Annotated in this window: 22 protein-coding genes and 2 pseudogenes; 14 read left to right on the forward strand and 10 right to left on the reverse strand. The window is 58.1% G+C overall.

Annotated elements, in window-relative coordinates; translation table 11 throughout:
* Nucleotides 1-427 precede the first annotated feature (427 nt).
* Nucleotides 428-1,924: an APC family permease gene (locus HAV21_RS17340; RefSeq protein ID WP_225740123.1), complete on the forward strand. Its 1,497-nt coding sequence runs from the start codon at nucleotides 428-430 to the stop codon at nucleotides 1,922-1,924.
* 265 nt (nucleotides 1,925-2,189) lie between these two features.
* Nucleotides 2,190-2,495: an antibiotic biosynthesis monooxygenase gene (locus HAV21_RS17345; RefSeq protein ID WP_021474522.1), complete on the forward strand. Its 306-nt coding sequence runs from the start codon at nucleotides 2,190-2,192 to the stop codon at nucleotides 2,493-2,495.
* 322 nt (nucleotides 2,496-2,817) lie between these two features.
* On the opposite strand, the gene HAV21_RS17350 is transcribed toward HAV21_RS17345, so the two are convergent.
* Nucleotides 2,818-3,699: a substrate-binding domain-containing protein gene (locus HAV21_RS17350; RefSeq protein WP_021474521.1), complete on the reverse strand. Its 882-nt coding sequence runs from the start codon at nucleotides 3,697-3,699 to the stop codon at nucleotides 2,818-2,820.
* Here HAV21_RS17350 and HAV21_RS17355 point away from each other — a divergent pair.
* The gene (locus tag HAV21_RS17355; protein WP_243753354.1) at nucleotides 3,691-5,352 is read left to right on the forward strand and encodes a glycoside hydrolase family 3 N-terminal domain-containing protein; all 1,662 of its coding nucleotides are present in this window, start codon (nucleotides 3,691-3,693) and stop codon (nucleotides 5,350-5,352) included. The two genes, HAV21_RS17350 and HAV21_RS17355, sit on opposite strands and share 9 nt — an antisense overlap.
* Before the next feature lie 1,558 nt (nucleotides 5,353-6,910).
* On the opposite strand, the gene HAV21_RS17360 is transcribed toward HAV21_RS17355, so the two are convergent.
* The 6 genes from HAV21_RS17360 to glp form a co-directional block, all read right to left on the reverse strand.
* Nucleotides 6,911-7,960: an ABC transporter ATP-binding protein gene (locus tag HAV21_RS17360; protein WP_017200503.1), complete on the reverse strand. Its 1,050-nt coding sequence runs from the start codon at nucleotides 7,958-7,960 to the stop codon at nucleotides 6,911-6,913.
* On the reverse strand, nucleotides 7,957-8,805 hold the full coding sequence (locus HAV21_RS17365) for an ABC transporter permease (protein WP_166842613.1): 849 nt from the start codon (nucleotides 8,803-8,805) through the stop codon (nucleotides 7,957-7,959). The genes HAV21_RS17360 and HAV21_RS17365 overlap by 4 nt, the downstream gene beginning before the upstream one ends.
* On the reverse strand, nucleotides 8,795-9,634 hold the full coding sequence (modA, locus tag HAV21_RS17370) for a molybdate ABC transporter substrate-binding protein (RefSeq protein ID WP_082038923.1): 840 nt from the start codon (nucleotides 9,632-9,634) through the stop codon (nucleotides 8,795-8,797). Before modA ends, HAV21_RS17365 begins: the two co-directional genes overlap by 11 nt.
* Nucleotides 9,594-10,061, reverse strand: coding sequence for a molybdenum cofactor biosynthesis protein MoaE (locus tag HAV21_RS17375; RefSeq protein WP_017200506.1), 468 nt, complete (start codon nucleotides 10,059-10,061; stop codon nucleotides 9,594-9,596). The genes modA and HAV21_RS17375 overlap by 41 nt, the downstream gene beginning before the upstream one ends.
* Nucleotides 10,062-10,173: 112 nt before the next feature.
* The gene (gene moaC / locus HAV21_RS17380; protein ID WP_017200507.1) at nucleotides 10,174-10,680 is read right to left on the reverse strand and encodes a cyclic pyranopterin monophosphate synthase MoaC; all 507 of its coding nucleotides are present in this window, start codon (nucleotides 10,678-10,680) and stop codon (nucleotides 10,174-10,176) included.
* On the reverse strand, nucleotides 10,677-12,032 hold the full coding sequence (gene glp, locus HAV21_RS17385) for a gephyrin-like molybdotransferase Glp (RefSeq protein ID WP_082038922.1): 1,356 nt from the start codon (nucleotides 12,030-12,032) through the stop codon (nucleotides 10,677-10,679). Before glp ends, moaC begins: the two co-directional genes overlap by 4 nt.
* 223 nt (nucleotides 12,033-12,255) lie before the next feature.
* Here glp and moaA point away from each other — a divergent pair, with 223 nt between their 5' ends.
* The 10 genes and pseudogenes from moaA (at nucleotide 12,256) to HAV21_RS17435 (ending at nucleotide 21,015) form a co-directional block, all read left to right on the forward strand.
* Nucleotides 12,256-13,374 (forward strand): GTP 3',8-cyclase MoaA, encoded by a 1,119-nt coding sequence (gene moaA, locus HAV21_RS17390; protein WP_031217253.1) that lies wholly within the window; start codon nucleotides 12,256-12,258, stop codon nucleotides 13,372-13,374.
* A gap of 6 nt (nucleotides 13,375-13,380) precedes the next feature.
* Nucleotides 13,381-13,647: a MoaD/ThiS family protein gene (locus tag HAV21_RS17395; RefSeq protein WP_017200510.1), complete on the forward strand. Its 267-nt coding sequence runs from the start codon at nucleotides 13,381-13,383 to the stop codon at nucleotides 13,645-13,647.
* 277 nt (nucleotides 13,648-13,924) lie between these two features.
* Nucleotides 13,925-14,086, forward strand: a pseudogene (locus tag HAV21_RS17400) (leucine zipper domain-containing protein); the annotation flags it as partial.
* Nucleotides 14,085-14,258 (forward strand): annotated as a pseudogene (locus tag HAV21_RS17405) (integrase core domain-containing protein); the annotation flags it as partial. The pseudogenes HAV21_RS17400 and HAV21_RS17405, both read left to right, overlap by 2 nt.
* A gap of 443 nt (nucleotides 14,259-14,701) precedes the next feature.
* Entirely contained in the window at nucleotides 14,702-15,553 is an 852-nt protein-coding gene (ndhA, locus tag HAV21_RS17410; RefSeq protein ID WP_166842585.1) for a 2,6-dihydroxypyridine 3-hydroxylase subunit NdhA, read from the forward strand.
* Complete coding sequence (gene ndhB / locus HAV21_RS17415; protein WP_026005772.1) at nucleotides 15,550-16,047, forward strand: 2,6-dihydroxypyridine 3-hydroxylase subunit NdhB; 498 nt, start codon at nucleotides 15,550-15,552, stop codon at nucleotides 16,045-16,047. The genes ndhA and ndhB overlap by 4 nt, the downstream gene beginning before the upstream one ends.
* Nucleotides 16,040-18,490, forward strand: a complete 2,451-nt coding sequence (ndhC, locus tag HAV21_RS17420) for a 2,6-dihydroxypyridine 3-hydroxylase subunit NdhC (RefSeq protein WP_071416792.1) — start codon at nucleotides 16,040-16,042, stop codon at nucleotides 18,488-18,490. Before ndhB ends, ndhC begins: the two co-directional genes overlap by 8 nt.
* Nucleotides 18,491-18,557: 67 nt before the next feature.
* Nucleotides 18,558-19,835, forward strand: a complete 1,278-nt coding sequence (locus HAV21_RS17425; protein ID WP_016359462.1) for a (S)-6-hydroxynicotine oxidase — start codon at nucleotides 18,558-18,560, stop codon at nucleotides 19,833-19,835.
* A gap of 553 nt (nucleotides 19,836-20,388) precedes the next feature.
* Entirely contained in the window at nucleotides 20,389-20,763 is a 375-nt protein-coding gene (locus HAV21_RS17430) for a DUF948 domain-containing protein (protein WP_166842586.1), read from the forward strand.
* Between the two features lie 15 nt (nucleotides 20,764-20,778).
* Complete coding sequence (locus tag HAV21_RS17435; RefSeq protein WP_016359460.1) at nucleotides 20,779-21,015, forward strand: hypothetical protein; 237 nt, start codon at nucleotides 20,779-20,781, stop codon at nucleotides 21,013-21,015.
* Between the two features lie 1,366 nt (nucleotides 21,016-22,381).
* On the opposite strand, the gene kdhB is transcribed toward HAV21_RS17435, so the two are convergent.
* From kdhB to HAV21_RS17450, 3 genes are all read right to left on the reverse strand, one after another.
* Nucleotides 22,382-22,864: a 6-hydroxypseudooxynicotine dehydrogenase complex subunit beta gene (kdhB, locus tag HAV21_RS17440; protein WP_016359457.1), complete on the reverse strand. Its 483-nt coding sequence runs from the start codon at nucleotides 22,862-22,864 to the stop codon at nucleotides 22,382-22,384.
* Nucleotides 22,864-23,754: a 6-hydroxypseudooxynicotine dehydrogenase complex subunit alpha gene (gene kdhA / locus HAV21_RS17445; RefSeq protein ID WP_016359456.1), complete on the reverse strand. Its 891-nt coding sequence runs from the start codon at nucleotides 23,752-23,754 to the stop codon at nucleotides 22,864-22,866. The genes kdhB and kdhA overlap by 1 nt, the downstream gene beginning before the upstream one ends.
* Before the next feature lie 148 nt (nucleotides 23,755-23,902).
* The gene (locus tag HAV21_RS17450) at nucleotides 23,903-25,087 is read right to left on the reverse strand and encodes a helix-turn-helix domain-containing protein (protein WP_166842587.1); all 1,185 of its coding nucleotides are present in this window, start codon (nucleotides 25,085-25,087) and stop codon (nucleotides 23,903-23,905) included.
* 63 nt (nucleotides 25,088-25,150) lie between these two features.
* Here HAV21_RS17450 and HAV21_RS17455 point away from each other — a divergent pair, with 63 nt between their 5' ends.
* The gene (locus tag HAV21_RS17455) at nucleotides 25,151-26,374 is read left to right on the forward strand and encodes a helix-turn-helix domain-containing protein (RefSeq protein WP_016359454.1); all 1,224 of its coding nucleotides are present in this window, start codon (nucleotides 25,151-25,153) and stop codon (nucleotides 26,372-26,374) included.
* Nucleotides 26,375-26,397 lie beyond the last annotated feature (23 nt).

The raw sequence follows: 26,397 nt of genomic DNA on the forward strand, positions 1-26,397 counted from the left end.
GAACACATCGCACTTTGTCCCTGACATGGACACTTGTCCTTGTCAAGGCCATGTCCAGTCAAAATGATGGAAAAATTTTATCCTGCCGTCTATGGCGATTCCTTGCCCAAAAAAAAGAAGATCATGAGTCAGCGGCTTCCCTTGGTCTTTGGTGGGGGAGCACGACAACTTTACGTCAGCGCTTTTTCGCCGTGTAGCGAATGCTGCGGTTATAGAGGGCAGGCATCCAGTTGAACAGAAGCAGGCAGGGCTGCAAAGGGCGGGCGATCTGCTCGCTGGGCATTCAAGGCCGCGGCGCCTAGGCCGGTCTTCCTTCGGGGTGCTAATGAGTCATGGAGGACTCCCCGGGAGGATGTGTTGAAGGTGGACGAAAAGGCACTTTCCCAAATCTCGCAGTCGATCACCATCTGCTGTCGAAACCTCGAGTATGGTGGCCAAACGGCTCCTCGAGCTATTTGAAAGGCGTATTGCATTGCAAGTTTCTTCTTCTGAGAGCCAGCGAGAGGCCGTTGGTCCCCAAACAGGCAGGACGGGGGGTGATATTGCCAACCCTGGCCTGCAGTTAGGGCATTTAACCGGACGTCAGGTGATGGGCCTTTCTATAGCCTCTTTCGTTCCAGCTGTAGGTCTGGCACAAGTGCCGGCATACCTTGCCGCTTACTCCGGGCGGTCCTCGTGGCTGGCGATGGCCGCCTCGGTGGTGGCATTCACCCTCATTGGCCTGTTCATTACCGTGTTCGCCCGACGCTTCATTGGAACCGGGTCGCTTTACTCCTACATTCGCCACGCGTTCGGTTCATGGAGCACCCTCGTCATCGCCGCCGCGATGATCCCGGGCTACATTGTCGCGATCATGTCGCTCATCGTGGGAGTGGGGGTCTTTTTTGGAAGTTTCCTAGTGTCGGTAGGGGTCGCAAACGCGGCGGGACCAGGAATTCAACTGTTGATCTACGTGGTAGCAACATTGGTAGCTATGACCATTGCATATCGGGGGATTGACCTTTCAGTCCGATCCAGCGTTATTCTTACTGTCATCTCCTTGCCGGTGATGCTGGTCATCACGATAGCCACCGCGTTCAGCGGAAACGTCGACTTGGCGGGACAGTTCAGCCTCAACGACTTCACGCTCAACAGTTTCCTCCAGGGCCTGGCGATCGGTTCGGCATACTTCATCGGCTTCGAGGGCAGCGCCGCGCTCGGCGCCGAAACCAAAAACCCCAACCGCAACATACCCCGCGCGATCATAGTCATTCCCGTCGGCATAGGTCTCTTCTATCTGGCCGGCACGGTGATTCAGGTACCGACCCTTGTTAGTGCAGCCGACAAACTCGCCCTGGGCATCTCCCCCAACGCAGTACTTGCAGAAGCGGCAGGCGTTGGATTTCTGTCCAACGTCAGCGACCTCGTTCTGGCAGTAGCCATCTTCGCCAGCCTTATCGGATTCTTCAACTACGGATCCCGCGTAGTTGTCAGCGCCGCATCCGATGGACTCCTGCCATCTTCACTAGTCAAGGTCAACAAGCTACACAAAAGCCCCGGCGCTGCCATCGCTTTCATCGGGGTTCCCTCATTGATCGGACCAGCCTTGCTGCTTTGGCTTACTCCAGCGAGCCCATTGGAAATCAACGGCTACATCGCGACATTGCTGGTCTATTTCTGGGTGATCCCTTACTTCCTCATTTGTATTGGCGGCGCCATTCTACTGAACCGGACCAAGGGCAGTAGATCTTTCATCGTCAACGTCGGAGCAGCATTAGCCTCAGCAACTGTTTTGTGGCTATACCTCAACGGCATAATAAATCCCGGTCCTGCACCTCTGAACGCACTGCCGTACGTCATGATCGGCACGTTCGTGGTCTTTCTCATCGCTTTAGTAGTATCTATCCGTTCCAAAGAGAAGAAACGAGTGCTGGCACAGCGGTAAGAAACTTCGGTAAGGCACCCGCTCTTTCGGCAATGATCGAGGGGACCTGCTCCAAAGTCGAGCGGGTCCCCTCGGTAGATGCATTTTTATGGCTGGTGGACGACCAAGGTTGTGGCGCAGCAAAAGGGAAAATTCCGAATCCCTTAGCGGGTCTTACGAAACCGACTCCCTTCTGTGCCACTCTTGTTTCGTTTACAGGCCCGCAACTAACCTTAAGAACCTACTAACCGTTCGTGGTAGAGGTGGATCCTTATGAGGAGGTCGCATGATAACCGTCGTTAGCACTATGCAGCTTGAATCGAACTCAGAGAAGGAGTGGGACCAACTAATCCGAGAGCGCTTCAGATCAGCCCGGGATAGGGTGGGGTGGATCTCCGGTCAGTTGCTCGCCCCCTCTGACGCACCTAACACTCGTGTCATCATCGGGACTTGGAAAAGCCGACAGGACTGGGAGGCTTGGCATGAGGATCCTGCCTTTCTCACGTCGCGGAGAAGGCTTGACGAACTACAGCATATAGACCATCAGACCGCACTGTACGACGTAATAGAGGGCGCCCAGGCCAGCAACTAGTTTGGCCAACCAAGACCCCAGCCGTATTTTTCCCTTCAAATCGGGCCGAGCATTGTCGGGCGGGAATCGGTTCAGAAACAGGATTTCGACGTGCCTGTGATCGTTTGGGTTCTAAGAGTCGACAGGGGGCTAACCATAGGCCACTTTGCGCGTACCGAGACTGCAATATATCTGAGTTCGCGCTTGTCCTAAAGAAGCTAAAAGCCTGCCGCAACACCCTGCGCACTCGTCCGACGTGTCACGACGACCGCCGTCTACCGCCGCGAGGCGCTCAGTCATACCCTCCGGCTGTGCCTGCCGAACCCCGACGGGTTTCGGGTCATTACGTTGTGCCGTCAGGTTTTGCTAATCTCTCGGGCTCGTCAGTTGATGATCGTCGGACGAGTTCCGTGACGAACTCGTAGCGGCGGATATCGACGTGTTCGCCTTGAATTTTACGCAGTAGTAACTCAACCGCGTAGCAACCCATCTCTTCGTAGGGCTGCCGGATTGTGGTTAATTGCGGATCGACCAGGATGGCGGCGCGCTCATCGTCAAAACCTACGATCGATACGTCTTCTGGCACTTTCAACCCGTGGGCACGAAGGGTCCGTAGGGCGGCAGCCGCCATAGTGTCTGCAGCGCAGAACATGGCGTCGATTCTGACGCCTGTCGAAAGTTCGGCTTCCAGTTCCCTCCAGTGCTTTCGTGTTTCGTTGAAGGGATCAGTGCAGTCGATAATCAGCGATTCGTTGAAGGCAATTCCGGCCGAATCCAGGGCGTCCCGGTAACCCAGGGTGCGGTGGTCAATGAACAGCCCGTCACCCCAGTTGTCCGTCTCCACTCCGATGTTTGGTCGCAGCAGCGCGATCGACCGTCTGCCAAGAGAAATCAGATGCTCGACCGCAAGTCGGGCACCCTCCCGGTTCTGTGCAGAAATCGTCGGAAACCGGACAGTGCGACTTGTATCATCAATTGCGATAGCAGGTAGTGCGATGCGGTCACATGCTTCGCACACGCCATCTTGATCCGGCACCCCGATTACGATTACGCCGTCGGTGGGTACGTTGGCAAGTGCCTCGACAATCGCGGCGGCTCCACCTTTAGTGCCGGCGACGGGATGGGCCATGAGGTAGTAGCCCACTTCGGCGGCGGCTTTGAATGCAGCACGAACGACCGGCTCAGCCGCATGACAGTCGCTGAAAAAGCGGCCTTGATGTTTCACCCATCAACCACGCCAGGTGATGGTGGCCTACTCGCTGCTGCGGAACTTTACGTTGGCAACATCGGCATCACCCACTTCAATGTGCTCGCCGGCGAAGACAGTCTCTCCGTTGCGGAATGGCACAATACTCTACAGGAGATTGCCGAGGGAACCCGGCTAGCTATCCCAGTCACCCTCTCGACAGACCCCCGGCATGGCTTCCGTAGTAATCCGTTTACCGGGCAGGCGCTAGGAAGTCTTTCGCGCTGGCCGGAGACCACCGGAATCGCCGCGACTGGAGAACTTACCACCGTCCGCAGTTACGCCGACACTATGCGCCAAGAATTGCTGGCCATGGGAATCCGCGTCTTCCTCGGGCCTATGGCAGATATTTTCAGTGAACCACGGTGGTCACGCGGTTCGGGGACTTTTGGCGAGAACCCCGAACGCGTCTCCGAGCTCACCGCAGCGTTCATTGAGGCCTTGCGGGGAGGGCCCCATCTGGGCCCGCAGTCGGTGGCTGCCGTCGTGAAACACTTCCCGGGTGCAGGCCCTCAGCTCAAAGGGGACGACGCCCACGATCCGCGATATCCGGAACAGGTGTACCCCGGGGGAATGCAGGACCTGCATCTGGCCCCGTTCCGGCGCGCATTTGCGGCAGGGGCATCGCAGGTTATGACGTACTACGGGAAGCCGATGGGAACATCCTGGGAAGAAGTCGGCTTTGCATTCAATGCCCCTGTTGTACAGAACATCCTGCGAAAGGAACTAGGTTTCGACGGCGTCGTTCTAACAGACTGGAATTTACTTGAGGCAGAGCAGATCGGCGGGCTGTCGTTCGGTCCAAATGGCTGGGGACTTGAGCATCTCGACCCGAAGGAACGCGCTGCCATCGCAATAGACGTCGGCGTGGACCAGTTTGGTGGCGACCGCAACCCAGCCCTTATCGAGGAGCTCATCGACTCCGGCCGCATAACGGAAGAACGCATCGACCAATCAGTGCTGCGGCTCCTGCGTGAGAAATTTCGGCTGGGAGCCTTCGAACACCGGCGTGTGGATCTGGAAAGGACCCTGGAAGTGTGTGGTTCGCCAGTCTTCGTCGAGAGAGGAGTTGTAGCTCAAAAAGATTCGCTGGTGCTGCTCACTGCAGACGAGGCCTTACTGCCCATTAGGCACGGAAGCCGTGTGTATCTTGACGGGTTGTCAGCCCAAAATGTAGGCAACGAGCTAATTGTCGTTGACAATGACGTGGACGCTGAGGCCATTGTGGTGAGGCTTGACGCGCCCTTCGAACCCGGTCGCGGCTCGCTCGGCGACTTCTTCCATGGCGGGACCCTCGAATTTTCCCAGGAGACGGTGGAGCGCATTGACGCGTATGCCAAAAAAGCCCCGGTCTACCTCGCGGTATACCTGGAACGCCCGGCAGTGCTCACCCAATTTATCGGCGTTGCGTCAGCCATTATCGGTGAGTTTGGCTGTAGCGACGAGGTTTTGCTGGATGCACTTACTGGACGTACCGCGTTCAGGGGAAGCCTTCCTTTTGACCTTCCGTCGTCCATGGCCGATATCGAGGCCTCACGGGAAGATGTGCCGTTCGACATGGCGGTTCCGCTCTTCCGCGCCGGCTTTGGACTGAAGCTAAATGCGGGCCTAACCCCCACGTCACTCAGTTAGCCTCTCCCAACCCGTCTAATGCCCGCTAGGCGTTGACGGCAGCACGGCCCTCGCGAAAGGAATCACGCAAGTTTGATTACCCGCCGACCTCACAACGACAAGAAGGATCTACCATGCCGGGGGCCACGAACAACGGTCTTTACCTTCAAAGCAGGGCTTCTGATCCGAGAAGGCAGGATGCCCCAACTGTCCGGAACGAAGATTCAAGGTCTCCAGGAATGCTTGAGGTAACGGTAACCGAGGGTGCCGAAAAGGGGCGAGCAGTTGATGCCGCCATCAATCTGGTGGCTCAGGCCGCACAACGCAACGCCATGGGGATCTTGGTCACTGATCTTGGAATGGGTCAGTACGTAGTAAGGGCACATCCAGCAGTCCCCGTTGACCTCGTGCGCCATCAGGGATGTGGGGCGTGATCTTTCCAGCCTGCTGACTCCACGGGTACGGTGCTGGAAATGTCGTCAGACCCAGGAGTTCGGTCGAGTGCCTGCAATGATTATTCTTCTCTCGTAGCGGAAGTCGTCCGCTTGGATAGTCACTGTTCGAACTAGCTGGTCACCGATGTATCCAAAAGGGTCCAGGGAAGTTCGCCTCCGGAGTGGAACCAAGCGTTAACAAGTGGCAAAGGCAGGGAGAGAAGCCCCTATTCACCCAACCGGTGACTCGCAAGAATCCATAAATAGCTCACGTAAAAGGCAGATGTGACGAGCTCTTGCCACGGCACAGGGTGCTTTCTTCGCCTGCCGCAATGATGCATATCATGCACCTGGCGGGAAGTAAAGGGTTCCTCGACCCTGCCAGAACGACAAATATGACGGACGCGTCTAAAGACGCTCAGCCACGCTGAGGCTATCGTGAATCCATCACTGGTCGAGGGGGCGCGTTCATAGGTTGAGCATTGCCAACCAGAATTTCCCTGTGAAACGCAGGTTCATCAAGAACGCCCTTCAGGGAGGGCCGAAGGAGGATTAGATGACTTCTAACGATACGAAACCAGCAACGTCGTTTCCAGCGCCGTGTGAGGAGGTCTATCTTCCTCCCGGGGGCACAGATCCGGACTTCTACATCCCCGCTGAAGGGGAGCGGAGAGAGCGCCGTTCAATTCGATGGATTCGGAGACACCTGAGGTTTTTCCGCCGAACGTCGGAATCGAGCCGTGCGACTTGAAGAGGTCCGCGGCGCCTCCTTCCTCTCATAGCGGCCATCAATATTTCTTTACGGCAAAAGGGCACTATCACCGTCAGCTGACATCAAAGCCTCCGTCAGGGAGCCGAGAGATCGTTAACAGGCTAAGGGTCATGCAGGTGGGGCTTTCATGCGGCGGAGTAACGGGTCCTGCGGCGACCGCGAAGGCAGACCATGAAGTGATCGACTCCGTTCTCTGAAGGCAGTTGTCTGAAACGGAAGGACCAGCAGCCAAGATATAGCCGTACCTTGCCGCGCTTAGTGCCGGTGTTGTGCGCCATTACTCACCGCAGGCGTACTCTCTGGGAGCGTGTCGCCATCGCATAGGAGCAGCACTGTGGCGGGGAGAAGACGGGGCTTTTGCATGTCTTGTGTGCTACGCCGGATAGACGGCTATGGCCGTGGCCTTGATGACGAAGTAGACGGTCATCCCGGGCATGAGCCCTAGGTCTGCCGAGGCCGCCGGGGTGATGTCTGCGGACAGGCCGCCTGCGTGGACGCGGATCTGGTCGCCTTGGGGTTCCAGCTCTGTGATGTTCACGGCGAACGAGTTCCGAGGGCTTCCGTGCTTGGCGCTCGGGAAGACCGAAACTGCGGTCGGCGAAAAGACGGCGACGCCGTTCTGGCCGGGGACGGCCCCGTCCTCGGGATGCGCGGTAATGTCCAGTCCGCCGTCGGATGTGAGCCCATAGCCGGTGATGGTTCCGGGGAGCAGGTTCATGCCCGCGAGTCCGGCAGCGAACTTGCTGCGCGGTTTTTCCAGAACCCGGCGGGTGGGGCCTTCCTCGGTGATCCTCCCGCCTTCGAGGACGATGGCCCGGTCGGCGAGCACGAGCGCGTCCAGGACATCGTGCGTGATGATGATGGCACGGCGGTTGCTTAGGACACGCTTCAGAAGGCGACGCAGCATAGGAGCGGCGTGAATATCGAGGGCCGCCATGGGTTCATCGAGCAGCAGCAGCTCGGGGTCCGTAGCCAGGGCACGCGCGATGGCGACGCGCTGCGCCTGGCCCCCTGAGAGCTGGCCGGGCCGCCGATCGGCGAACCCCGCGGCTTCCACTTCTGTAAGCCAGTGCCGTGCCGTCTGCAGAGCTTTGGACCGGTTCGCGCCGGCCGCCCGCGGCCCGAAGGCTACGTTCTCCAGCACGCTCATGTGCGGAAACAGCAGCGGTTCCTGGGCGAGCAGTGCCGTTCCCCGGGTATGAGGCGGCAGGAAGTGGTTAGTGCCTCCGTCGAGCTTGAACAGCCGTTTCCGGCCGAGCATGGCGTTCCCGCTATCCGGGCGGATGAGCCCGGCGAGGATCCCGAGAAGCGTCGACTTGCCTGCCCCGTTGGGACCCAGCACGGCGACTGTTTCCGTGGCCTCCATTGTGAAGGCAACGTTGAAGTTGCGCGCGCGCAGCGAGGCGTTGAAGTCCAGGGTCATTCTGATTCCGCCTCTTCCGCCAGCGGCCGGGGCCGGGGGCGGGAAAGCCCGACGACGGCTACCGCCACCGCCACCAGCAGCAGGGAAAGCGCGACAGCGGCATCGGCGTCCGTTTCGCGCTGAAGATAAATCTCTAACGGCAGGGTGCGGGTGACACCCTGCAGGCTGCCGGCAAAGGTGAGGGTGGCGCCGAATTCGCCCAGACAGCGTGCGAAGGACAGCACGGATCCGGAGGCGATACCGGGCAAGACCAGCGGGATACTGACGCGACGCAGCACCGTCGTGGGATGGGCGCCGAGGGTCGCCGCGACCGCCTCGTACTTGATGCCGGCGGTGCGCAGAGCACCCTCGAGGCTGACCACCAGGAACGGCAACGCCACGAACGTTTGCGCGAGGACGACGGCGGTGGTCGAGAACGCGATCTGCATCCCCGCTAGTTCCAGGGTTCGCCCGAGCAGGCCCTGGCGGCCAAAAGTATAAAGCAGCGCGATGCCGCCGACGACGGGGGGCAGGACCAGGGGCAGCAACACGAACGCCCGGAGCAGGCGCTGGCCGGGGAAGCTGGCACGGGCCAGGACGAGGGCCAGCGGTACCCCGAAGACGATGCACAGCACCGTGCCAGCAGCCGACGTCCGCAGGCTAAGGCCGAGCGCCGTCAGCGAGGATTCCGACGTGATGAGCGGGATGAACTGCCCCCAGTTGATCCTGGCCACCATCGCGGCCAGCGGCAGCAGGACAAACAGCCCTCCTGCTGCCGCGAGGGCGAAAACCCACGGCGGGAAACCGGTGTAGCCGGTGTTCTGCCCGTTTGTCTTGCTGGCTGTCCAGCGTTTCCTACAGGGCACCGAAACCGGCGTCACCGAGGACCCTCTTGCCTTCGCTGCCGGTGACCATGGCGATGAAGGCATTGGCCAGTTCCTTGTTCTTGCTGCTGCCCATAGCGGCGATCGGATATGTGTTCACGGCCTGGTCCGACTCGCGGAACGTGATGCCCTTGACCCTATCGCCCGCGGTCTTGACATCGGTGACATAGACCAAGCCGGCATCGGCTTCCCCGGAGGTGACCTTGCCTAGGACATCGGCAACGGAGGATTCCTCGCTGACAGGCATCAATGTCGTTCCGGCAGCCTTTTCCACCTTCCGTGTGGCGGCGCCGCAAGGAACCTGCGGTGCGCAGACAACAACTTTGATGCCCGGCTTCGCCAGGTCCGCGAAGGATGAAATCGATGCCGGGTCCGCTGACGAAACTGCTATCGTCAGGACGTTCGTGGCGAAGTTGGTCGGCGTTCCGTCAATGAGGCCGGCGGCGGAAAGCTCGTCCATGTTCCTACTGTCGGCGGAGGCGAATACGTCGGCCGGAGCGCCTTGGGTGATCTGCGAGACCAGGGCTGAGGACCCAGCGAAGTTCAGCGTAACCTTCGTGCCCGGGTTGGCGGCCTCGAACTTGGAAGCGATCTCGGTGAAGGGCGACTTCAACGACGCGGCAGCGTAAACCGTCACGGAGCTGGCGGCCGCTTTGCGTCCGTCCGTGCTCGCGCTCGGGGCTTTGTCCGGGGTGGAGTTAACGCACGCAGCCAGTCCTGCTGCAACGACGCCTGCGGCCAGCAGCGCGCCGGTGCACAAGCGGAATAAATCAACCTGCGACACCGGCACCGACCCATTCCACGGTTCCATCGGAAAAGAACTGTTCCTTCCAAATGGGTACCTCTTCCTTGATGCGGTCAACCAGTTCCGAACACACGGCGAATGCCTGTCCCCGGTGTCCGGCGGCTACAGCACAAACGAGTGCCGCTTGCCCAATTTGGAGTGCGCCCACACGATGCGCCGCCCAGATTCGCACGGGAACGCCTTCCTCCGCCTCGTCACTGAACGAGTACTTGGCAGCAACCGCTTCCAAGACGTCGCTTAGGGCCTGGTGTGCCGTGGGGTGAGCGGTGTAGCTAAGTCGGTCGACTGCTTTGCCGCCGTCGTGATCGCGCACCACTCCACAAAAACTCACCACTGCTCCAGACGTACGTGAATCCACAGCCGCAATGGCCACGTCGACGGAAATTGGCTGATCGCTGAGCGCGGAATGGACGACGGCAAAGGCTTGCCTCATTGACTGCCCTCCGGTGGCGGATTCCCCGGTACCCCTAGGCTGGACAGCGCTCATTTCCGTCCTCTCAATAGATGGCAGTCCCCTCGTCCGATAAGTCCACTGGTGTTTGCAGTCACGCTCTCTCCTCATAGGTTCCCAGGTCCCAATCCCCACTCTTGCCGCCACTCTTAGCCAGTACTCGAATGTCGGTGAGAACAGCGTGCTTATCAATAGCCTTGAACATGTCGTAAAGGTTCAAAGCGGCGACGCTCACTGCAGTCAGTGCTTCCATCTCTACACCTGTCACACCGCGTGTTTTCACGGTTGCAAAGAGCTGCACCCTGTCAGACCCGAGCACGAAGTCGACAGTCGCCTGAGAAACAGGCAGGGGGTGGCACAGCGGAATCAATTCGGACGTCTTCTTAGTCGCCAGGATGCCCGAGATCCGGGCCACGGCCAGGGCGTCACCCTTGGGCAATCCGTCTGATGTGAGCAGCAGCAGAACTTCACGAGTTGTACGAACTGTTCCCGTAGCTGTCGCCTCCCGGGTGGACTCAACTTTTTCTGATACATCGACCATGTGGGCAGTGCCGTCCGTTCGCAGGTGGGTGAGGCCTGGAGACCAACTTTCCAGCCTCATACCGCCCATACCTCCACTTCCGATCCCTTGGCCAGTTCCGAAATTCCCTCTGGGATGTGCACCAGAACGTTCGAGCGTGCAAGTGCTCCCAGCAAATGGGAACCTTCGCCGCCCTCCAGTCGTATAGTGCCGTCCGCTGAGAGGACGCCCCTTCTGACCTGGTGCTTTTTTGGGGGTGACGTCAGGGGATGCGAAAGGGGGGCGCGGAAGGAGAGTCGAGGTGTGGGCGCTGCAAACATTTCGCTGAGGAGGGGACGCAGGAACATCTCAAACGAGACAAAGCAGCTCACCGGGTTCCCGGGGAATGCGAGGACTGGAATCCCCTCGAAGGTGCCGACTCCTTGAGGACCGCCAGGTTGAATGGCTACATGCGAAAACTCAACGTCATGATCTATCATGGCCTGTCTAACGGGCTCGTAGGCACCAGCGCTCACGCCGCCACTGGTCACAATCAGGTCGACATGCGCGGTATGGCTTCTCAAGAGTTTCGAGAGAGCCCCCGGTTCATCCTTGACTATCCCGGCCCTGATGACGTTGAGCCCCGCCTGAAGCATAGAGGACTGCAAGAGCGTGTTATTTGCATCGAAAATCTTGCCCAGGGCGAGTTTCTCTCCGGGCTCAAGGACCTCGTCCCCAGTGGTAGCCAGCAGCACCGTCAACTTCTGATTAACAACTACTTCAGTGATGCCCAACGCGGCGAGCAGACCAAGCTGACGCGGGCCTAGAACGGTTCCAGCGGACAGCGCGCATTCGCCTGTAGCTATATCGCTGCCGGCGCTGCGGATGTACGTTCCGGCGGCTATCTCAGGAAGCCGCACTGTCACATCCAAACCGGGAGGAGGGAAATGGTTTGGCTCTGCGCGCTCAACGGGGACGACAGCATCGGCTCCATCGGGTATTAAAGCCCCCGTCATGATTGGAGCAGCCGTCCCTCCAGCCAATGGGGCCGGTACTGCGCCCGCCGGGATGGGCGCTGCCACACGCAAACCTCCTTGGCCGTCTCCTGTGTCGCGGGATCTAACCGCATAGCCATCCATTTGGGAGTTAGTAAAGGGTGGCAAGTTTGTCGGTGCATGTATGGTTTCGGCCAGGCCGCGTCCCATTGCTTGCATTAGAGGTATTCGCTCCACCCGCGGTGGGGTCAACAGCGGAAAGAGAACATCCCTGATTGCCTGCCTGTGTACTGAAACGCTTCGGTGTTCATGTTCCGGCAGTGACTTTCCAATGGTCCCCACGCCGGGCCGCTTGCCAGCCAGTCCGGTCAGCTGCTCTTCTTGCCTTTGCATGTCCTGCTTTCGGGTTGCCTTTGCATGTCCTGCCTTCGGGAGATTTTGTCGGTCCTGCTCGGCCATGCCAACCTGATTTATTTCCGACAAAGCTATTGACGATAAGCAAACTCTGTTGTTTTCGTGTGCGCCTTCCGTCCGCCGCACCGCGCAAACGTGTTCTCCTGAGTGCAAAATGATTCCAGCAGGAAAGCGGCGCTTCGGGCTATAGCTACTTGCCACAACTGGCTGCCGCAATTGTCAGTTCCAGCACAAACGCACCTGGCCTGCTTTCGCGTAGCCTGAATTCATGACTGTCCAGCTAGGCATACCGCAACCCCGGGAGGGCGCAGGCTTGTCCGTGCCCGCCGCTCGGTCTGCAGACGCGGGTGTCGGGCTGGTGGACCGTTACGGCCGCCGTGCCACGGACATGCGGCTGTCCTTGACGGATAAATGCAACCTCCGCTGCACGTACTGCATGCCGGCCGAGGGGCTTGAGTGGTTGTCCAAGCAGGCGGTGATGTCGGCTTCGGAGATCGTCCGGATTGTCGGGATTGGCGTGGGGCGCCTGGGGGTCCGGGAATTGCGGCTTACCGGCGGCGAGCCGCTGGTGCGGCACGACCTGGTGGACATCATCGCGGAGTTGCGCCGCAACCATCCTGAGCTGCCGATTTCCATGACCACCAATGGCGTGGGGCTCGCCAAGAAGGCTGCGCCGCTCAAGGCTGCCGGGCTGACCCGAATCAACGTGTCGCTGGATTCGCTTCATGAGGAGACCTTCACCAAGCTGACCCGTCGGCCGTTCCTGGACCAGGTCCTGGCAGGGGTGGATGCGGCGTGGGCAGCCGGGCTGGGCCCGGTCAAGCTGAATGCGGTGCTGATGCGGGGGATCAACGACGCTGAAGCTCCTTCGCTGCTGACGTGGGCAGTGGAGCGCGGCTACGAGTTGCGGTTCATTGAGCAGATGCCGCTGGACGCCGACCATGGCTGGACCCGGCGCAACATGATTACCGCGGCGGAGATCCGCGATCTGTTGTCCACTGATTTTGTCCTCACCCCGGACCCGCGGGCACGGGACGGTGCCCCGGCCGAGCGGTTTGAGGTACGACGCCGGGTGGCGGGGTCCGGTGCCGGGCTCGGTCCCGTGCTTGGGACGGTTGGCATCATCGCGTCTGTTACGGAGCCGTTCTGCTCCGATTGCCGCCGTACCAGGATTACTGCCGAGGGCAAGATCATGAGCTGCCTGTTCTCCCGGGAGGAGTTCGACCTGCTGGGGCTCCTGCGTTCGGGCGCCTCCGATGATGATCTGGCTCGCCGGTGGCAGGATGCGATGTGGCTCAAGCCAAAGGCCCACGGCATGGACCACGTGGGACTTGACGCTCCGGACTTCGTCCAACCGGACCGCAGCATGAGCGCCATCGGAGGCTGACCTGTTATGAACGTACGTTACTTCGCTGCCGCTCGCGCTGCTGCGGGACTTGAGGAAGAGAAGTTCGACCTGCCGGAGGGAACAACCGTGGCCGGGCTTTTGGAGGCCATCCAGTCTGTGCAGCGGCCGGAACCTCCGGCTGGCACTCCTCCGCTCCCCCGGATCCTGGCGCGGTGCAGCTTCCTTCTCAATGAGGTTGCCGTCCGCAACCAGGCGACGGTGCTGGGGCCGGACGACGTGGTTGACGTACTGCCCCCCTTCGCTGGGGGATAAGCCGGTTCTGTCCTCGTGCATCCGGCCGACACCTCGCTGTTACCGAGAGTAACTGTCTGAGTGAACTCCACTGAAGGCCTGCTTTACGCACGACGCCGTAGTTAAGGATCGTCGATAGCTACTTGGACCCTAGCCCTGATGAAGAGGCAGCCTGTGGATCTTTGGAGTTGTATTGACCACGGACGTTAGTGACGCTCGGCGTGGTTTGGTGACATGAAGAAGACCTCCGGGTGGAGTGGGGCTTGTCTAGAGTCCTTTTCCACACACGGAGGTCTTCGTGTCCCACCCTAACGCTTTCCTCACTCCTCGTGGCCGGTTGCAGCTCGCGCAGTGCGTTGTTGATCAGTGCTGGAGCCTGCGCCGTGCCGCGGAGCGGTTTCCGGTCTCGGTCCCGACCGCTGAACGTTGGGCGAAGCGCTACCTCGAGGAGGGACCCGAACCGCACCATGCTCGAGGAATGGGCCTATATCCGCCCCTACCGCTCAGAAGCCGAGCGGGTTGCTGCTTTCCCCGACTGGCTCCATGCCTACAATCACCATCGAGCCGCCACTGCGCTCAAAGGTCAGACGCCAGCCAGCCGCGTCACCAACCTCTCAGGTCAATACAACTAGTTGCTGCCGGGGCTTTTTGTGGACTTCCAATGGTTGCCCAACAAGAGAGGCTCGCTTGGTGTCTACCTCAGGAGTATCAGTACTCGTACCTTCCTCAGAGGGTGCTGGGTAGAAAGCTACTTCCTCCGGTGACGGGCGCAAATGGCATGCGACAAAGCCGCACCACGGCTTCCGGCTGGTGAATTAACCGGCGCTCTAACAGGCTGTGCCGGGAAAGAACCCAAGGGACCCAGGAATGCCCGTCCAGACGTGCCTAATGAAACGGTTCACGACGTTCAAATGGAACCATTGTCCTGCGCACCTCTGCCCGGTCTATCCCCGAATGTCGGACGCGGTGCTCCTTATGCGCACTTCGACAAATGGTGCGATGGAGTTGTTCTTCCATGTCATGCAAGAAGCCCCGGCGAGTAGGGGAAGATGAAGGTCATTCGAGGGAGTGAAGGATGAAACTACCTGCTATCAGATACGCATCACCTGCATCTATTGAAGATGCCTGCGATCTACTGTCAACCGACGAGGACTCCAAGATCATTGCCGGAGGCCAAAGTCTTTTACCTGTCATGGCTATGCGACTAGCCCAACCGTCCGTCGTTATAGACCTCGGGAACGTTCCTGGCTTGACTAGACTGGAAGAAGTCGGAGACTACGTCCGCTTCGGGCCTATGGTCACCCATGCAACAATCGTAAATTCGCCTGCCGTTGCCAAGCACCTGCCAATGATGGCGACAGCTGGTCGCCACATAGCCCATCCCCAGATCAGGAATCGGGGGACCCTGGGTGGTTCCTTGGCCCATGGCGATGCAGCCGGGGAATGGCCGCTCGTGTTGCTTGCCCTCAACGGAATGGTGGAAGTCCAAAGCGTAAGAGGACGTCGCACCATTGAGGCCGATGACTTGTTCGTCGGTCCGTACATGACAAGCCTGGCCGCTGATGAGATCATCACTGATGTCTGGATACCGTCACGGCCCAATGGCTGGGGCTACGGGGAGTTCGCCAGGCGATCCGGGGACTATGGGCTCGCCAATGTCGCAGTCGTTCTATCGACTGCGGATTCGCGAATTTCTGATGTCCGGATTGCCGTAGGAGGCGCTGTCGGCAAAATACAACGAGTGCCCGATGCAGAAGACGTCCTCAACGGATCCGAACTGTCACCGGAAAGGGCTGAAGCCGCTTCAGAAGCTGGAGCGAAATCGCTCTCGTATATCTCAGACATCCACGGATCGGCCGAATATCGGCATGGCCTGGTGCAGGAGCTGATCCGCCGCACCATAGTTGAAGCAGGAGCACGTACGTGACAACACCATCGCCATCAGATCGCGTCGAAATAGACGTGGAAGTAAACGGACGTCGCCGCACTGTTGCAGTGGACGCGCGGGAAACTCTGGCCGACCACCTGAGGAATGACCAAAAACTTACGGGTATTAAGCTCGGATGTGAACACGGGGTTTGCGGTGCGTGCACGATACTCATGGACGGGGCAGCCGTACGATCTTGTCTGACTCTTGCCGCTCAGGGCGATGGGAGGAGCATACGGACCGTCGAGGACCTATCGGACGGAGCCCTCAGCCCGCTTCAGGAAGCTTTCAAAAGGCACCACGCCCTCCAGTGCGGTTTTTGCACTGCAGGCTTCCTCATGTCGGCTACGGAGTTGCTCGAGGCAAACCCAAGCCCGACAAAAGAGGAAGTTATCGAGGCTCTTTCCGGTAACTTATGCCGTTGCACCGGCTACCAGACAATTGTTGAGGCCGTCCTGGACGCAGCGGGCCAGATTGGAAACAAAAATGGATAACCCACACTATTACTCTCCTCCCATAACAAGAAACGTCATCGGTAAGCGAGTTCCGCGAACTGAGGACGCAAGACTTCTGACCGGGCGCGGGAAGTACCTGAACGACATCAACGTCGACGGCCAACTGCATGCTTGTTTCGTGCGCAGCCCTGCTGCTCATGCTCAAATAACCGGCATTGATACGTCGGCCGCCTCAGAAATGCCTGGCGTTCACCTTGTCTGGACATCCGCCGACATTGAGCAATACTGCGCCGGCATCGAAGCGCAGTACACTGCTGAGGGATGCGAAGCTATGACCATGCCGCTCTTGGCCAAGGACGTCGTACGTTACGTTGGAGAACCGGTTGTATTGGTAGTCGCCGAGTCGCGAGCGGCTGCAGAAGATGCCTGTGATCTTGTAGGCCTTGAGCTTGAGCACCTCGAGGTAGTGCTTGACCCGCGCAAGTCGATTCAAGGGGGCCCCGTAGCGAATGGCGAACGCCCCGACAATGTAGGCATTCGCGGGCGGGCTTCTTTTGGGGACGTGGATGAGGCTTTTAGCAATGCTGAGCATGTGGTTTCCGCCCTGTATCACCCTGGTCGGGTGGCCGCCGCACCGATGGAGACAAGGGGGTGCCTAGCGGACTACGAATGGACTGAGGACCGGCTTAAACTTTGGGTGTCGACGCAGATGCCCCATTACGTAAAAATGTGCCTCAGCCTCTTTCTTGGTTTCGATGAGTCCCGAAGTGAGGTCATTTCTCCCGATACGGGTGGAGGCTTTGGTCAGAAGGCGCACGTATTTCCTGAGGAAATGCTCATGCCCTTGGCCTCGAAGCACCTGAAGACGCCGGTGAAATGGGTAGAGGATCGCCGGGAAAATCTTCTGGCGGGCTCACACGCCCACGAACAGTTCGTCACGATCCAATATGCGGCCAACGCTGAAGGACGAATAACCGGCGTTCGTACGCATGCCTTAGTTGATGGAGGCGCCTACCACATGCCCCCGCAGACCATGGCTGTGGAATGCTGGGCGACCGCCGCAGTCACGCCAACTGGTGTATACGATATCCCGGCCGCTGAGTACGTCTACGAGGGGGCCGTTACCAACAAGTGCCCCATGGGTGCCTTCCGTGGCGTTGGTTACACGGCGGGAACTCTTGCCAGAGAATCCCTCATGGATGATTTGGCGCGAAAGATGAAGGTGTCTCCTTTTGAAATCAGGAGACGGAATGTTGTCAGGGAGTTCCCCTGGACAAATCCCCAGGGCGTCGTTTATGAGGAGGGATCCTTTCTTGAAGTAATCGATGCGTTGGAAGAAATGGTCGATTACCCGGCCTTTCTTAAGCGACAGGATGAAGCCCGCAAAGCCGGAAAGTACCTAGGGCTGGGAATCAGCGTTTTCGTCGAAAGTAGCGGCGAGAGCACCGGCATGATGCAGGCTCACGGCGCAACGGATGTATTTCATGACACGGCTACCGTCAAGATGGATTCAACCGGGTCGGTCACTATAACATCGGGATTGAACTCACAGGGTCAGGGCCATCAAACCACGCTCGCTCAGGTAGCGGCGGACGTGTTGGGTATTCCTTTTGAATCGATCAGTGTCGATGCGGGGACCTCCACTAAGGGGGCCTATGGCAGCGGTACCATTGGAAGCCGAGCGGCTGTCATCGCGGGCGGGTGCGTCAACCGTGCAGCTTATGCCATTCGACAGAAACTGGTGGCCGTAGCTGCGAACATGCTCGAATCTTCTGAGGAAGATATCGTTTTGGAAGACGGCTTCGCGTCCGTCATAGGCGCTGCGGAATCACGAGTGAGCATCGCCGACGTGGCCATGGCAGTCTACTGGGACTCATCCAAGTGGCCCGCCGGTTTTGAACCTGGTTTGGAGTTCACGAAGGCGTGGGACACATCCCGGCCGATGTTTTCGAACGGCGGCCATGCCCTTATTGTTGAACTGGATCCTGTCACCGGATTTGTGAAAGTCGAAAAGGTTTATTCTGTAGAGGACTGCGGCGTTATTATCAACCCCACAATTGTTGAAGGTCAAATTCGAGGTGGGGTCGTACAAGGAATTGGTATGGGCCTCTTCGAACAGCTGGCTTATGACAACGCAGGAAACTTGTCTACGACATCTTTCCTGGATTACCAGACGCCGACTATGGATGTTTCTCCGCCATTTGAAATCAGGCACATTGAAACACCGTCCGTGATGACAGCATCTGGGGTGAAGGGCATGGGGGAGTCGGGTCTGATTTCGGCGCCGGCTGCGGTGCTGAACGCCGTAAATGATGCGCTATCTCCGTTTGGTTCTGTCCTCTATGAACTCCCTGCCACTCCGGAGAAGGTTGTTCGTGCAACGAAAGGCATCATTGACCTGCAGGGCCCCCAAGACTGGTCAGAGCTATGGGAACGGGCAGGGGTACCCGCGCTTGATCGCGGCCCTATGGACAGGGAGTAACGCATTGCTCCTGCATCTTTGATGCAGCTCAAAGCGCCCGAGCTAGAAACTTGAAAGAAGGAAAACTTTGTATGACGCGATTGTGGTTGGTGGGGGTTTCAGCGGGCTGAAAGCAGCACGCGATCTTACCAACGCCGGCAAGAAGGTACTTCTGCTTGAAGGCGGTGAACGTCTGGGAGGACGGGCGTATTCCCGGGAGTCCCGGAATGTACCTGGCCTGCGGGTCGAGATCGGTGGAGCATACCTTCACCGGAAGCACCACCCGCGTTTGGCAGCTGAATTGGACCGGTATGGAATTCCCACTGCAGCTGCAAGCGAGTTCACCTCGTTTAGGCATCGCCTTGGACCGACCGCAGTAGACCAGGCATTTCCTATTCCTGGCTCAGAAGCAGTTGCGGTGGAAGCAGCCACCTACACATTGCTGCGTGATGCGCACAGGATAGATCTGGAAAAGGGATTGGAAAACCAGGACCTTGAGGACCTGGACATCCCACTGAACGAGTATGTTGACAAACTCGATTTGCCCCCTGTTTCTAGGCAGTTCTTGCTCGCTTGGGCATGGAACATGCTTGGCCAGCCGGCTGACCAAGCATCCGCGCTTTGGATGCTGCAACTTGTTGCAGCGCATCACTACAGCATCCTAGGTGTTGTTCTCTCGCTGGATGAAGTTTTTTCCAATGGTTCCGCTGACCTTGTCGATGCAATGAGCCAAGAAATTCCTGAAATCAGACTGCAGACTGTCGTGACCGGAATAGACCAGTCTGGCGATGTAGTGAACGTGACGGTCAAGGATGGGCATGCCTTCCAGGCTCATTCCGTGATTGTTGCTACTCCAATGAACACTTGGCGAAGGATCGTTTTCACCCCCGCACTTCCTGAACGGCGCAGGTCAGTAATCGAGGAAGGGCATGGAGGTCAGGGTCTGAAAATTCTTATCCACGTGCGTGGAGCCGAGGCAGGAATTGAATGCGTCGGAGACGGAATATTTCCCACTCTCTACGATTATTGCGAGGTGTCGGAAAGCGAACGACTGTTGGTGGCTTTCACGGACTCAGGATCCTTCGATCCGACCGATATCGGCGCAGTCAAGGACGCGGTGCTTTACTACTTGCCGGAGGTTGAAGTTCTGGGTATCGACTACCACGACTGGATCGCAGACCCGCTTTTCGAAGGGCCCTGGGTAGCACCGCGCGTGGGACAATTTAGTCGAGTGCATAAGGAACTTGGAGAGCCCGCTGGCCGGATTCATTTCGTAGGTTCCGATGTTTCGTTAGAGTTCCCCGGATATATTGAAGGCGCACTGGAAACCGCTGAATGCGCGGTGAACGCAATTCTGCATTCGTAGAACCTGCAGCCTCACTTATGCATTCCTCGGCGCTCTCGGATGACTTCGGCCCAAGACAGCATTACTAAGGCAAGCGGTACCTCCCAGATACAGGTGACCGTCTGCAGCGTACGGGTTGACGCCGGCGCCTGCTGCAACCACGACAGCAAGCAGTTGCACTGAGTCTGATGAACGTCACCGGCCGTTAGGAATGGCGGCCGGTGGCCTTCTGGTTGTCAAGGGTCGCCCCGCTTGGGCTTCGTGGTCATCGGATTTTGGTTCAAGGACTTGATACAGGGTATTTCGCATAACTTGGTGCCGCTACGGTGCCCAACGCCTGTTTCTCCTGCTCCAGCGGGTGTCTGGCAGGAGCCATAAGTATCGGCCGATTCTCTCGTGGCACGCTGCCGTCAGGTTTCAGGCTAACCAGGTGGCTTTGGTGCGTAAAAGGCTGCTGTCTCGCCTTGTTGCCTTAGGATTCGCCGGCACCAAGGCCAGCGCTTTCAGTGCCACTCTTTCCCCGTCATTGCGGGCACCTTTGTGCTCACACATCAATCTTGTTGGAGATGAATCTATGTCTGTTGGTGCTATCGCCGGGCTGATTGCCGCTGGGGTCTTTGCACTCCTTGTCCTGCTGTTGGCGGTGCCCATTATGAAGCTAGGCCAGGTACTCGACGAGGTGCGAATGGCAGTCAGATCATTAAGTGACGGCACCGCACCGATGTTGGATGAGGTGACAGCTATTGTGACCACCACACACCACCAACTCAAGAAGGTGGACACCATAGCGACTAACGTTTCTGACGCCAGCGCCAACGTCTCCGCCCTGTCCTCTCTCGTCGCTGCCAGTATAGGGTCACCGTTGATCAAGGTATTGGCTTTTAGTCACGGTGTCAGAACGGCCTTGGTGAATCACTCCAAACCCGCCACCGGCCGCCGAAGCCGCTGATTTCCGGAGAGAAGCATGAAACGACTTGTTTGGATGGGAATCGGTGTGGCTATTGGAATCATTGCCCTTCGGAAGGTGGATGAAAAAAAGTCCGGATTGGGGCATGAAGGCCTAGAGCGGGCAGTAGCCGGCATTACTCAGGGAATTTACGATTTTGCCGACGCCGTCCGCGCAGGAATGCGCGAACGGGACACGGAGCTTCGCGTCGCGCTTAAGGCAAGTAGCGCGGTCCAAGTGCCAAGCGACCTATGACCATCGAAGCCGGCTGTAGGGACAGCGCAACTGTCTCTTCCAGAGCTCGTTGGACACAAGCAAATATCTGGGCCGTTTCAAGGACCATCTTTCGGGAAGTGACCGGTACCTCGCCTAGGGTGCTGACCATGGCTCTTATTCGGGATTAGTCCGTTCTTCGAACAGAAGCCCTGGACTGACACTGTGGTGGAGTGGAACTGGGGCGACAGCCTCGGTATAGCGCACCTGACAGCATCTTGCTCAAATCGTCGGCCGTATGCCTCACCGGATGACTGGCCGGACATTGGCCGTCGGAATCCAGTGCCCTACCTGGCGTTAAATCTCCGCTGGAATAAAACACTACGCCGCAGGAACGAGGTCTACGGGAACTGGTTTGCCCATTGGACTCATCCCCCGCCCTCTGGGAGCAGGGTCAGCTCCACCACTCCCGCCCTCTGGAACGCATGAGTACCTGCGACAAGGCAGACCGCAGGCTTCACAACTTCGTTCAACTGTCTTGCTGCGCCACCCATAATGCCGGCAGGCGACCGCGGAAATGTTTCTCGCCTTGTTGACTGACAGTTTCGGACGATCTCTACGGCGCCGCTGCAGGTTTCGTCCACGGTGGCGGCCTACGGATGCAACCCGGCGAGGATATGTGAGCTCAAGCATCAAAGAATATCTTGCAGGCCCGTCTTGACCTACCTGCACAGCGGTACGTGGTTTGTCGACAGTGCGCAGGATTACACCCTGCAAACCGCGTTATGCGGTCATCGGGCTCAAGACGAGAATCATCACGCGATAGAGTCCCCCCGGGGCCAAGTTCGCTTGACCGGTGAGGGCGCGCGGCAGACATCCAATCTGTCCGGAGTAGTGTCACTGTAAGAAGGCTGCGGGGAATGCAGATGCTGCATTCCCCGCAGCCTTTCATGGACGGTGAATTCCGAGCCAGGAGGAGTCGTGTCTGGCCCGGAAACATGAAGGCCAAATAGTGCTGTTTAGCCTGGCGCTCGTGTTGGCGGGTGACGGATAACCAGCTTCAGCTCATTTTCGTTCTTGTACCCTTCTATAGACACTCAGCCATGAGGCCAGGATTCCCACATCGAGACATGCTCAGGATCTCGATATGCGGACGCCGCGCTGACAAGTATCTTCTGCAAAGAAGCTGCTTGCCAGTGCCCCTCGCTCGGTTGGTTCGGTCCGGCCGTGTCGTCATCGCGCTTCATCAAGTGCTGTTGCATCATCACTTTCGAAATTCTGTATTCCTACAGACCCCTCATGGGATTTCTGAAGGTCAATCGCAAAATACTCGCGCGATCGGCGCGGGAATTGCCATGGTTAAGGCTGGCGGTCTACAAGTAGAGCAGCGAAGGGGCCCAGATCCTCGTCAGTCGTTGTGATCTCTGCAATGGAAGGCATCGACTGTCGCTTCCACAATTTGCTGGTATCCGGTACATCGGCAAATATTTCCCGAGATAGCTTCACGAGCAGATGTCGCATCGAGGGTGACGTCTTCGTCATCGTAAAGAGGCTTGAGCGTCATCAAGAACCCTGACGTGCAAAATCCGCACTGCAGGGCATGGCACTTAGAAAACGACCTCTGCAGCGGGTGAAGCTGTCCGTCCTTCTGCAGGCTTTCGACCGTTTCAATCCTGGAATTATTGGCCTGTACGGCCAGCACGGTGCAGGATCGAACGGGCTGACCATCCAATAGGACAGTACAGGAACCGCATACGCCGTGTTCGCAGCCTACTCGTGTACCCCTGAGGTGCAGGTCGTCTCGTAGGAAGTCCGCAAGGAGCCTACGAGGCTCCACGTCCGTTGCGTGGGTGACTCCGTTTACTTCAACCGTGAGGCGAAAGGCGTTCATCAGTGATCCATGCTTTCCTTTGTCGGTCTCGCCCGGTGCAGTGCTTTGGCGAGGGTTCGTTCGACCATTGTCCGAATAACTTGCGCGCGATATTGGGCACTTCCATGCACCGTGGGCACGGGGTCAAGCCCCTGTACCGCGGCGTGCGCAGCTGCGGCAATATCATGGCTGGAGAGAGTGCTATCAATTAGGATGTTTTCCGCCTCCTGGCAGCGGATGGCGGTGGACCCTCCACCCAGGACAGTAATCCTCGCCCGCGAACACTTGCCCTGCTCATCCAAGGTAACGATGGACGCAGCGCCACCTATGGCGTAGTCCCCATGCCGACGAGAAAATTCATCAAATGCAGCACCGCTCCCGTGAGGCAATTGAGGTACGTTTACCTCCACAATGAGCTCGCCGGGAAGGATGCTTGAGACGAAATGTGAGACCAATAGTTCCTTGAGAGGAATCTTCCGCTCACCTTGCAAAGACTGTGCGGTGACGTAGGCGTCAAGGGCTAGCAGGACTACGGGCAGCTCTGCGGCAGCATCAGCGTGTGCAAGGGAGCCACCGATCGTTCCTCGGTTACGAATTTGAGGGTGCGCGATCCACGCCGCCGCTTCCGACAGGATTGGAAGGTTTTGCGAAATGGTTTTGGAGGTTGTTAGCTTCGCATGACGTGTCAGCGCGCCAATCGCAATGGTTTGATCTGATTTCCTGATGTTTGCCAAACCGGGAACGCGGTTTATATCAACCAAAAGGGACGGGCGGGACATCCGGAAATTTAGGAGCGGGACTAAACTCTGACCGCCGGCAATGATTTTAGCGTCATCGCCCCCGTCCGCCAGCAGGCGGAGCGCATGCTCAACCGAATCGGCAACAACGTAATCGAAGGAAGGTGGCTTCACGGGCAGTACCGCCGGCCGCGCTCATTGTTCATGTCACCACTTTGCCCCTTTGGTATGACTTTGCGCTCTGCGTCATGGGACAAATCAACACCCCGACCTATCTAGAACAGACAATCCCGCGACGAACCAGCCCTGACGCTCCCGTTCGCTACAGGATTTCGGTCTCGGCGATTGACTTCAGCAAGCCATAAAGTCTTAGGGCTACGAGGAGCTCGACATGACGTTCTGCAACGCTTATGCCAAGCCGTTCTTCAATGGATCTGAGCCGGTAGGCAACGGTGCGCTCATGAACCTGGAGTGCTGCTGCAGCCGCTACGGCATTGCAACCAGCAGAGAAATAGGCCCGGAGAGTGTCGCAAAGTATGTCTTTGCGGGGGTCAGCAAGCAAAGGGCCCAACTGCTGCAAGACCAAGTCACGCACCGCCTGCATATTTGTAGCGAAGACAGCTTCGAGAGCCACGTCCGTGTACCGGGTTATCCGTGCGCCGGTCAAGCGGCCAACTTTATAAGCCCTCCAAGCACGCTGGTGACTGCGCCGGAAACCGGAGAACCCCTTATCAATGGACCCTAGAGCCAAATGTGCACCGTCGGGAAAGTCCCCTTCAATGACTTGCGCGTCGGCATTCTGTCCATCCTTTACCGCCAACCAGCCCAGAAAGGCTCCGCCGGTGCTTTCGAGTACCAAAGGTACTTCGCTGTTGATCAGCGTGGCGGCGAGGTCGATGGTACCCTTTGGATCATTTCCCCAGGCCACCACGGATAAATGTTGTCCTTCAAAGGGGTACCCCGTGTTTGGTCGGGCAGTGCGCCGTCCTGCAATGAAATCCCGCAACTCATTTCTAAGCCGGTGATCCTCCGACTTGTAAAAGAACCGATGCTGTTCTGAACGATACGCGTCGATGACGTTGGCAACTACAACGTCATGCCACCGATGCTGCAACTGAGAGACCCATTTTTGAATTTCCAATTGCTGTGATGCATCCGGGATAAGAGTAGTTGTAAGGTCCAGGAGCACATCCCAGGTCGCAGACTGCAGCACTCGATAGGTATGGATGAGCTCGAGTAGATCCACGCCGGCCTGGGCTGTCTCGCGAGCCTCCAAGGTGGCCTCGGCAAGAAACTTGTCGTCTGGTTCCTCTGACCCGGACAAGGCCCTGCTGATAGATAGCAGGGCCGCGGCCAGCCGCTCAGATCTCCGCTGCGCCAGTGCAGGGTCTAAGCCCACACCAGCCTGAACATCATCATGGAGTCGACGGACCATAGAGTCGGACAGTTGATTTATGTCCGATGTAATGGCGACCGATATTGCCGATAGATGTTGTGTCTGGATCATGTTCCTAAATTCATGCGCCGCCTGAGTCTCGGCGCAGGCGAGCTCTGTTGATAGTCTCAGTGTATGACCATTGAGGAAGGACTGGATGAACTTTCCGTTGCCGTGAAGGCAAGGATTCCCGAAATCTATGACTGTATACGGGCGAGACTGCAGTATGCGTACGAAGACTATTCGACCGCGACACGTAACGCCTCTCTTACCGAGGCGGAATCGGAAACCATCACGGCTTCCTTGCGCGATGTCCTCGAATACATCGGTCAGGGGCGCGTAGGAGCCACTAGGGCTTCCAACGAAACTCTTCGCGAGGTGAGGCTGGCTGCGCGGGCGGGCGTCGACCTTCATCATCTGCTCAGGGGATCTAGGGCGGCCCAAGCCACTTTGTGGGAGTTTGTCTTGGAAGAGGCGCATCGAATCATCGCCGATCCCGTCCGACGGTCAAAGGTTCTGCGGCACGCCAGTGCAAGCCATTTCGCTTGGAACGATAAAGTTTCCGCTTCCATTATTGAGACGTACCAAATGGAGAGCACCGCATTTTCAAGGCAGAGCCAGAACCGGAGGAAGCTATCGACGCTGAGGGCTCTCCTCGCTGGGCTGCCAATCGATTCGACGGTTTTTTCTTATAACCTTTCCGGCCGGCACCTGGCAGCCGTGGTACCTGGCGAAAGCACGGAGGCTGTTGCTCGGACACTGGGCACTGCCTCTCGGATCCGCCCCCTTGTTATCACGGCCGAGGATGAGACCGGCTATATTTGGGCGGAGTGGTCGAATCGGCTGCCCTCACCGCAAGTTGTCCTCGCAAACGCCTTGCCGAAGGACACCAGAATTTCGTTTGGGACTCTGAGCGAAGGTGTGGACGGATTTATAGTTTCCCATAGACGGGCGTTGGAGGCCGATTCGGTTGCCCAAAAACTGGGCACTCAGGTCACTTGGTATGAAGATGTCATGCTCGAGGCGTTGGCTATGCGCGATCTCGCTGCCGTAACCACATTCATCTCCGACGAACTGGGGGGTCTCGGATTGCACCAAGACCCCCCAAGCAGGTTAGTGGAAACCCTCGAAGCCTATTTTGCTTCGGGTCAGAATGCGGCGTCCGCGGCACAGCGCCTCGGAGTGCACAGCCGAACTATCGCCTATCGACTGAAACTCATCGAGGGCAAAATTGGTGCAAGGGGAGTGCTGCGAGATGAATTGCCCGTTGCCATCAGACTTTCGCGGATGGTCGAGGCCATGAAGCTCGAGCTTACTGGGTTGGAGGAATCTCCCGGCCTCCCGCAACCTGCACCGTAAATGAACCTGCTCACGGCGTCGCT

The organism is Paenarthrobacter sp. MSM-2-10-13, assembly GCF_011605365.1.
Lineage (GTDB): Bacteria > Actinomycetota > Actinomycetes > Actinomycetales > Micrococcaceae > Arthrobacter.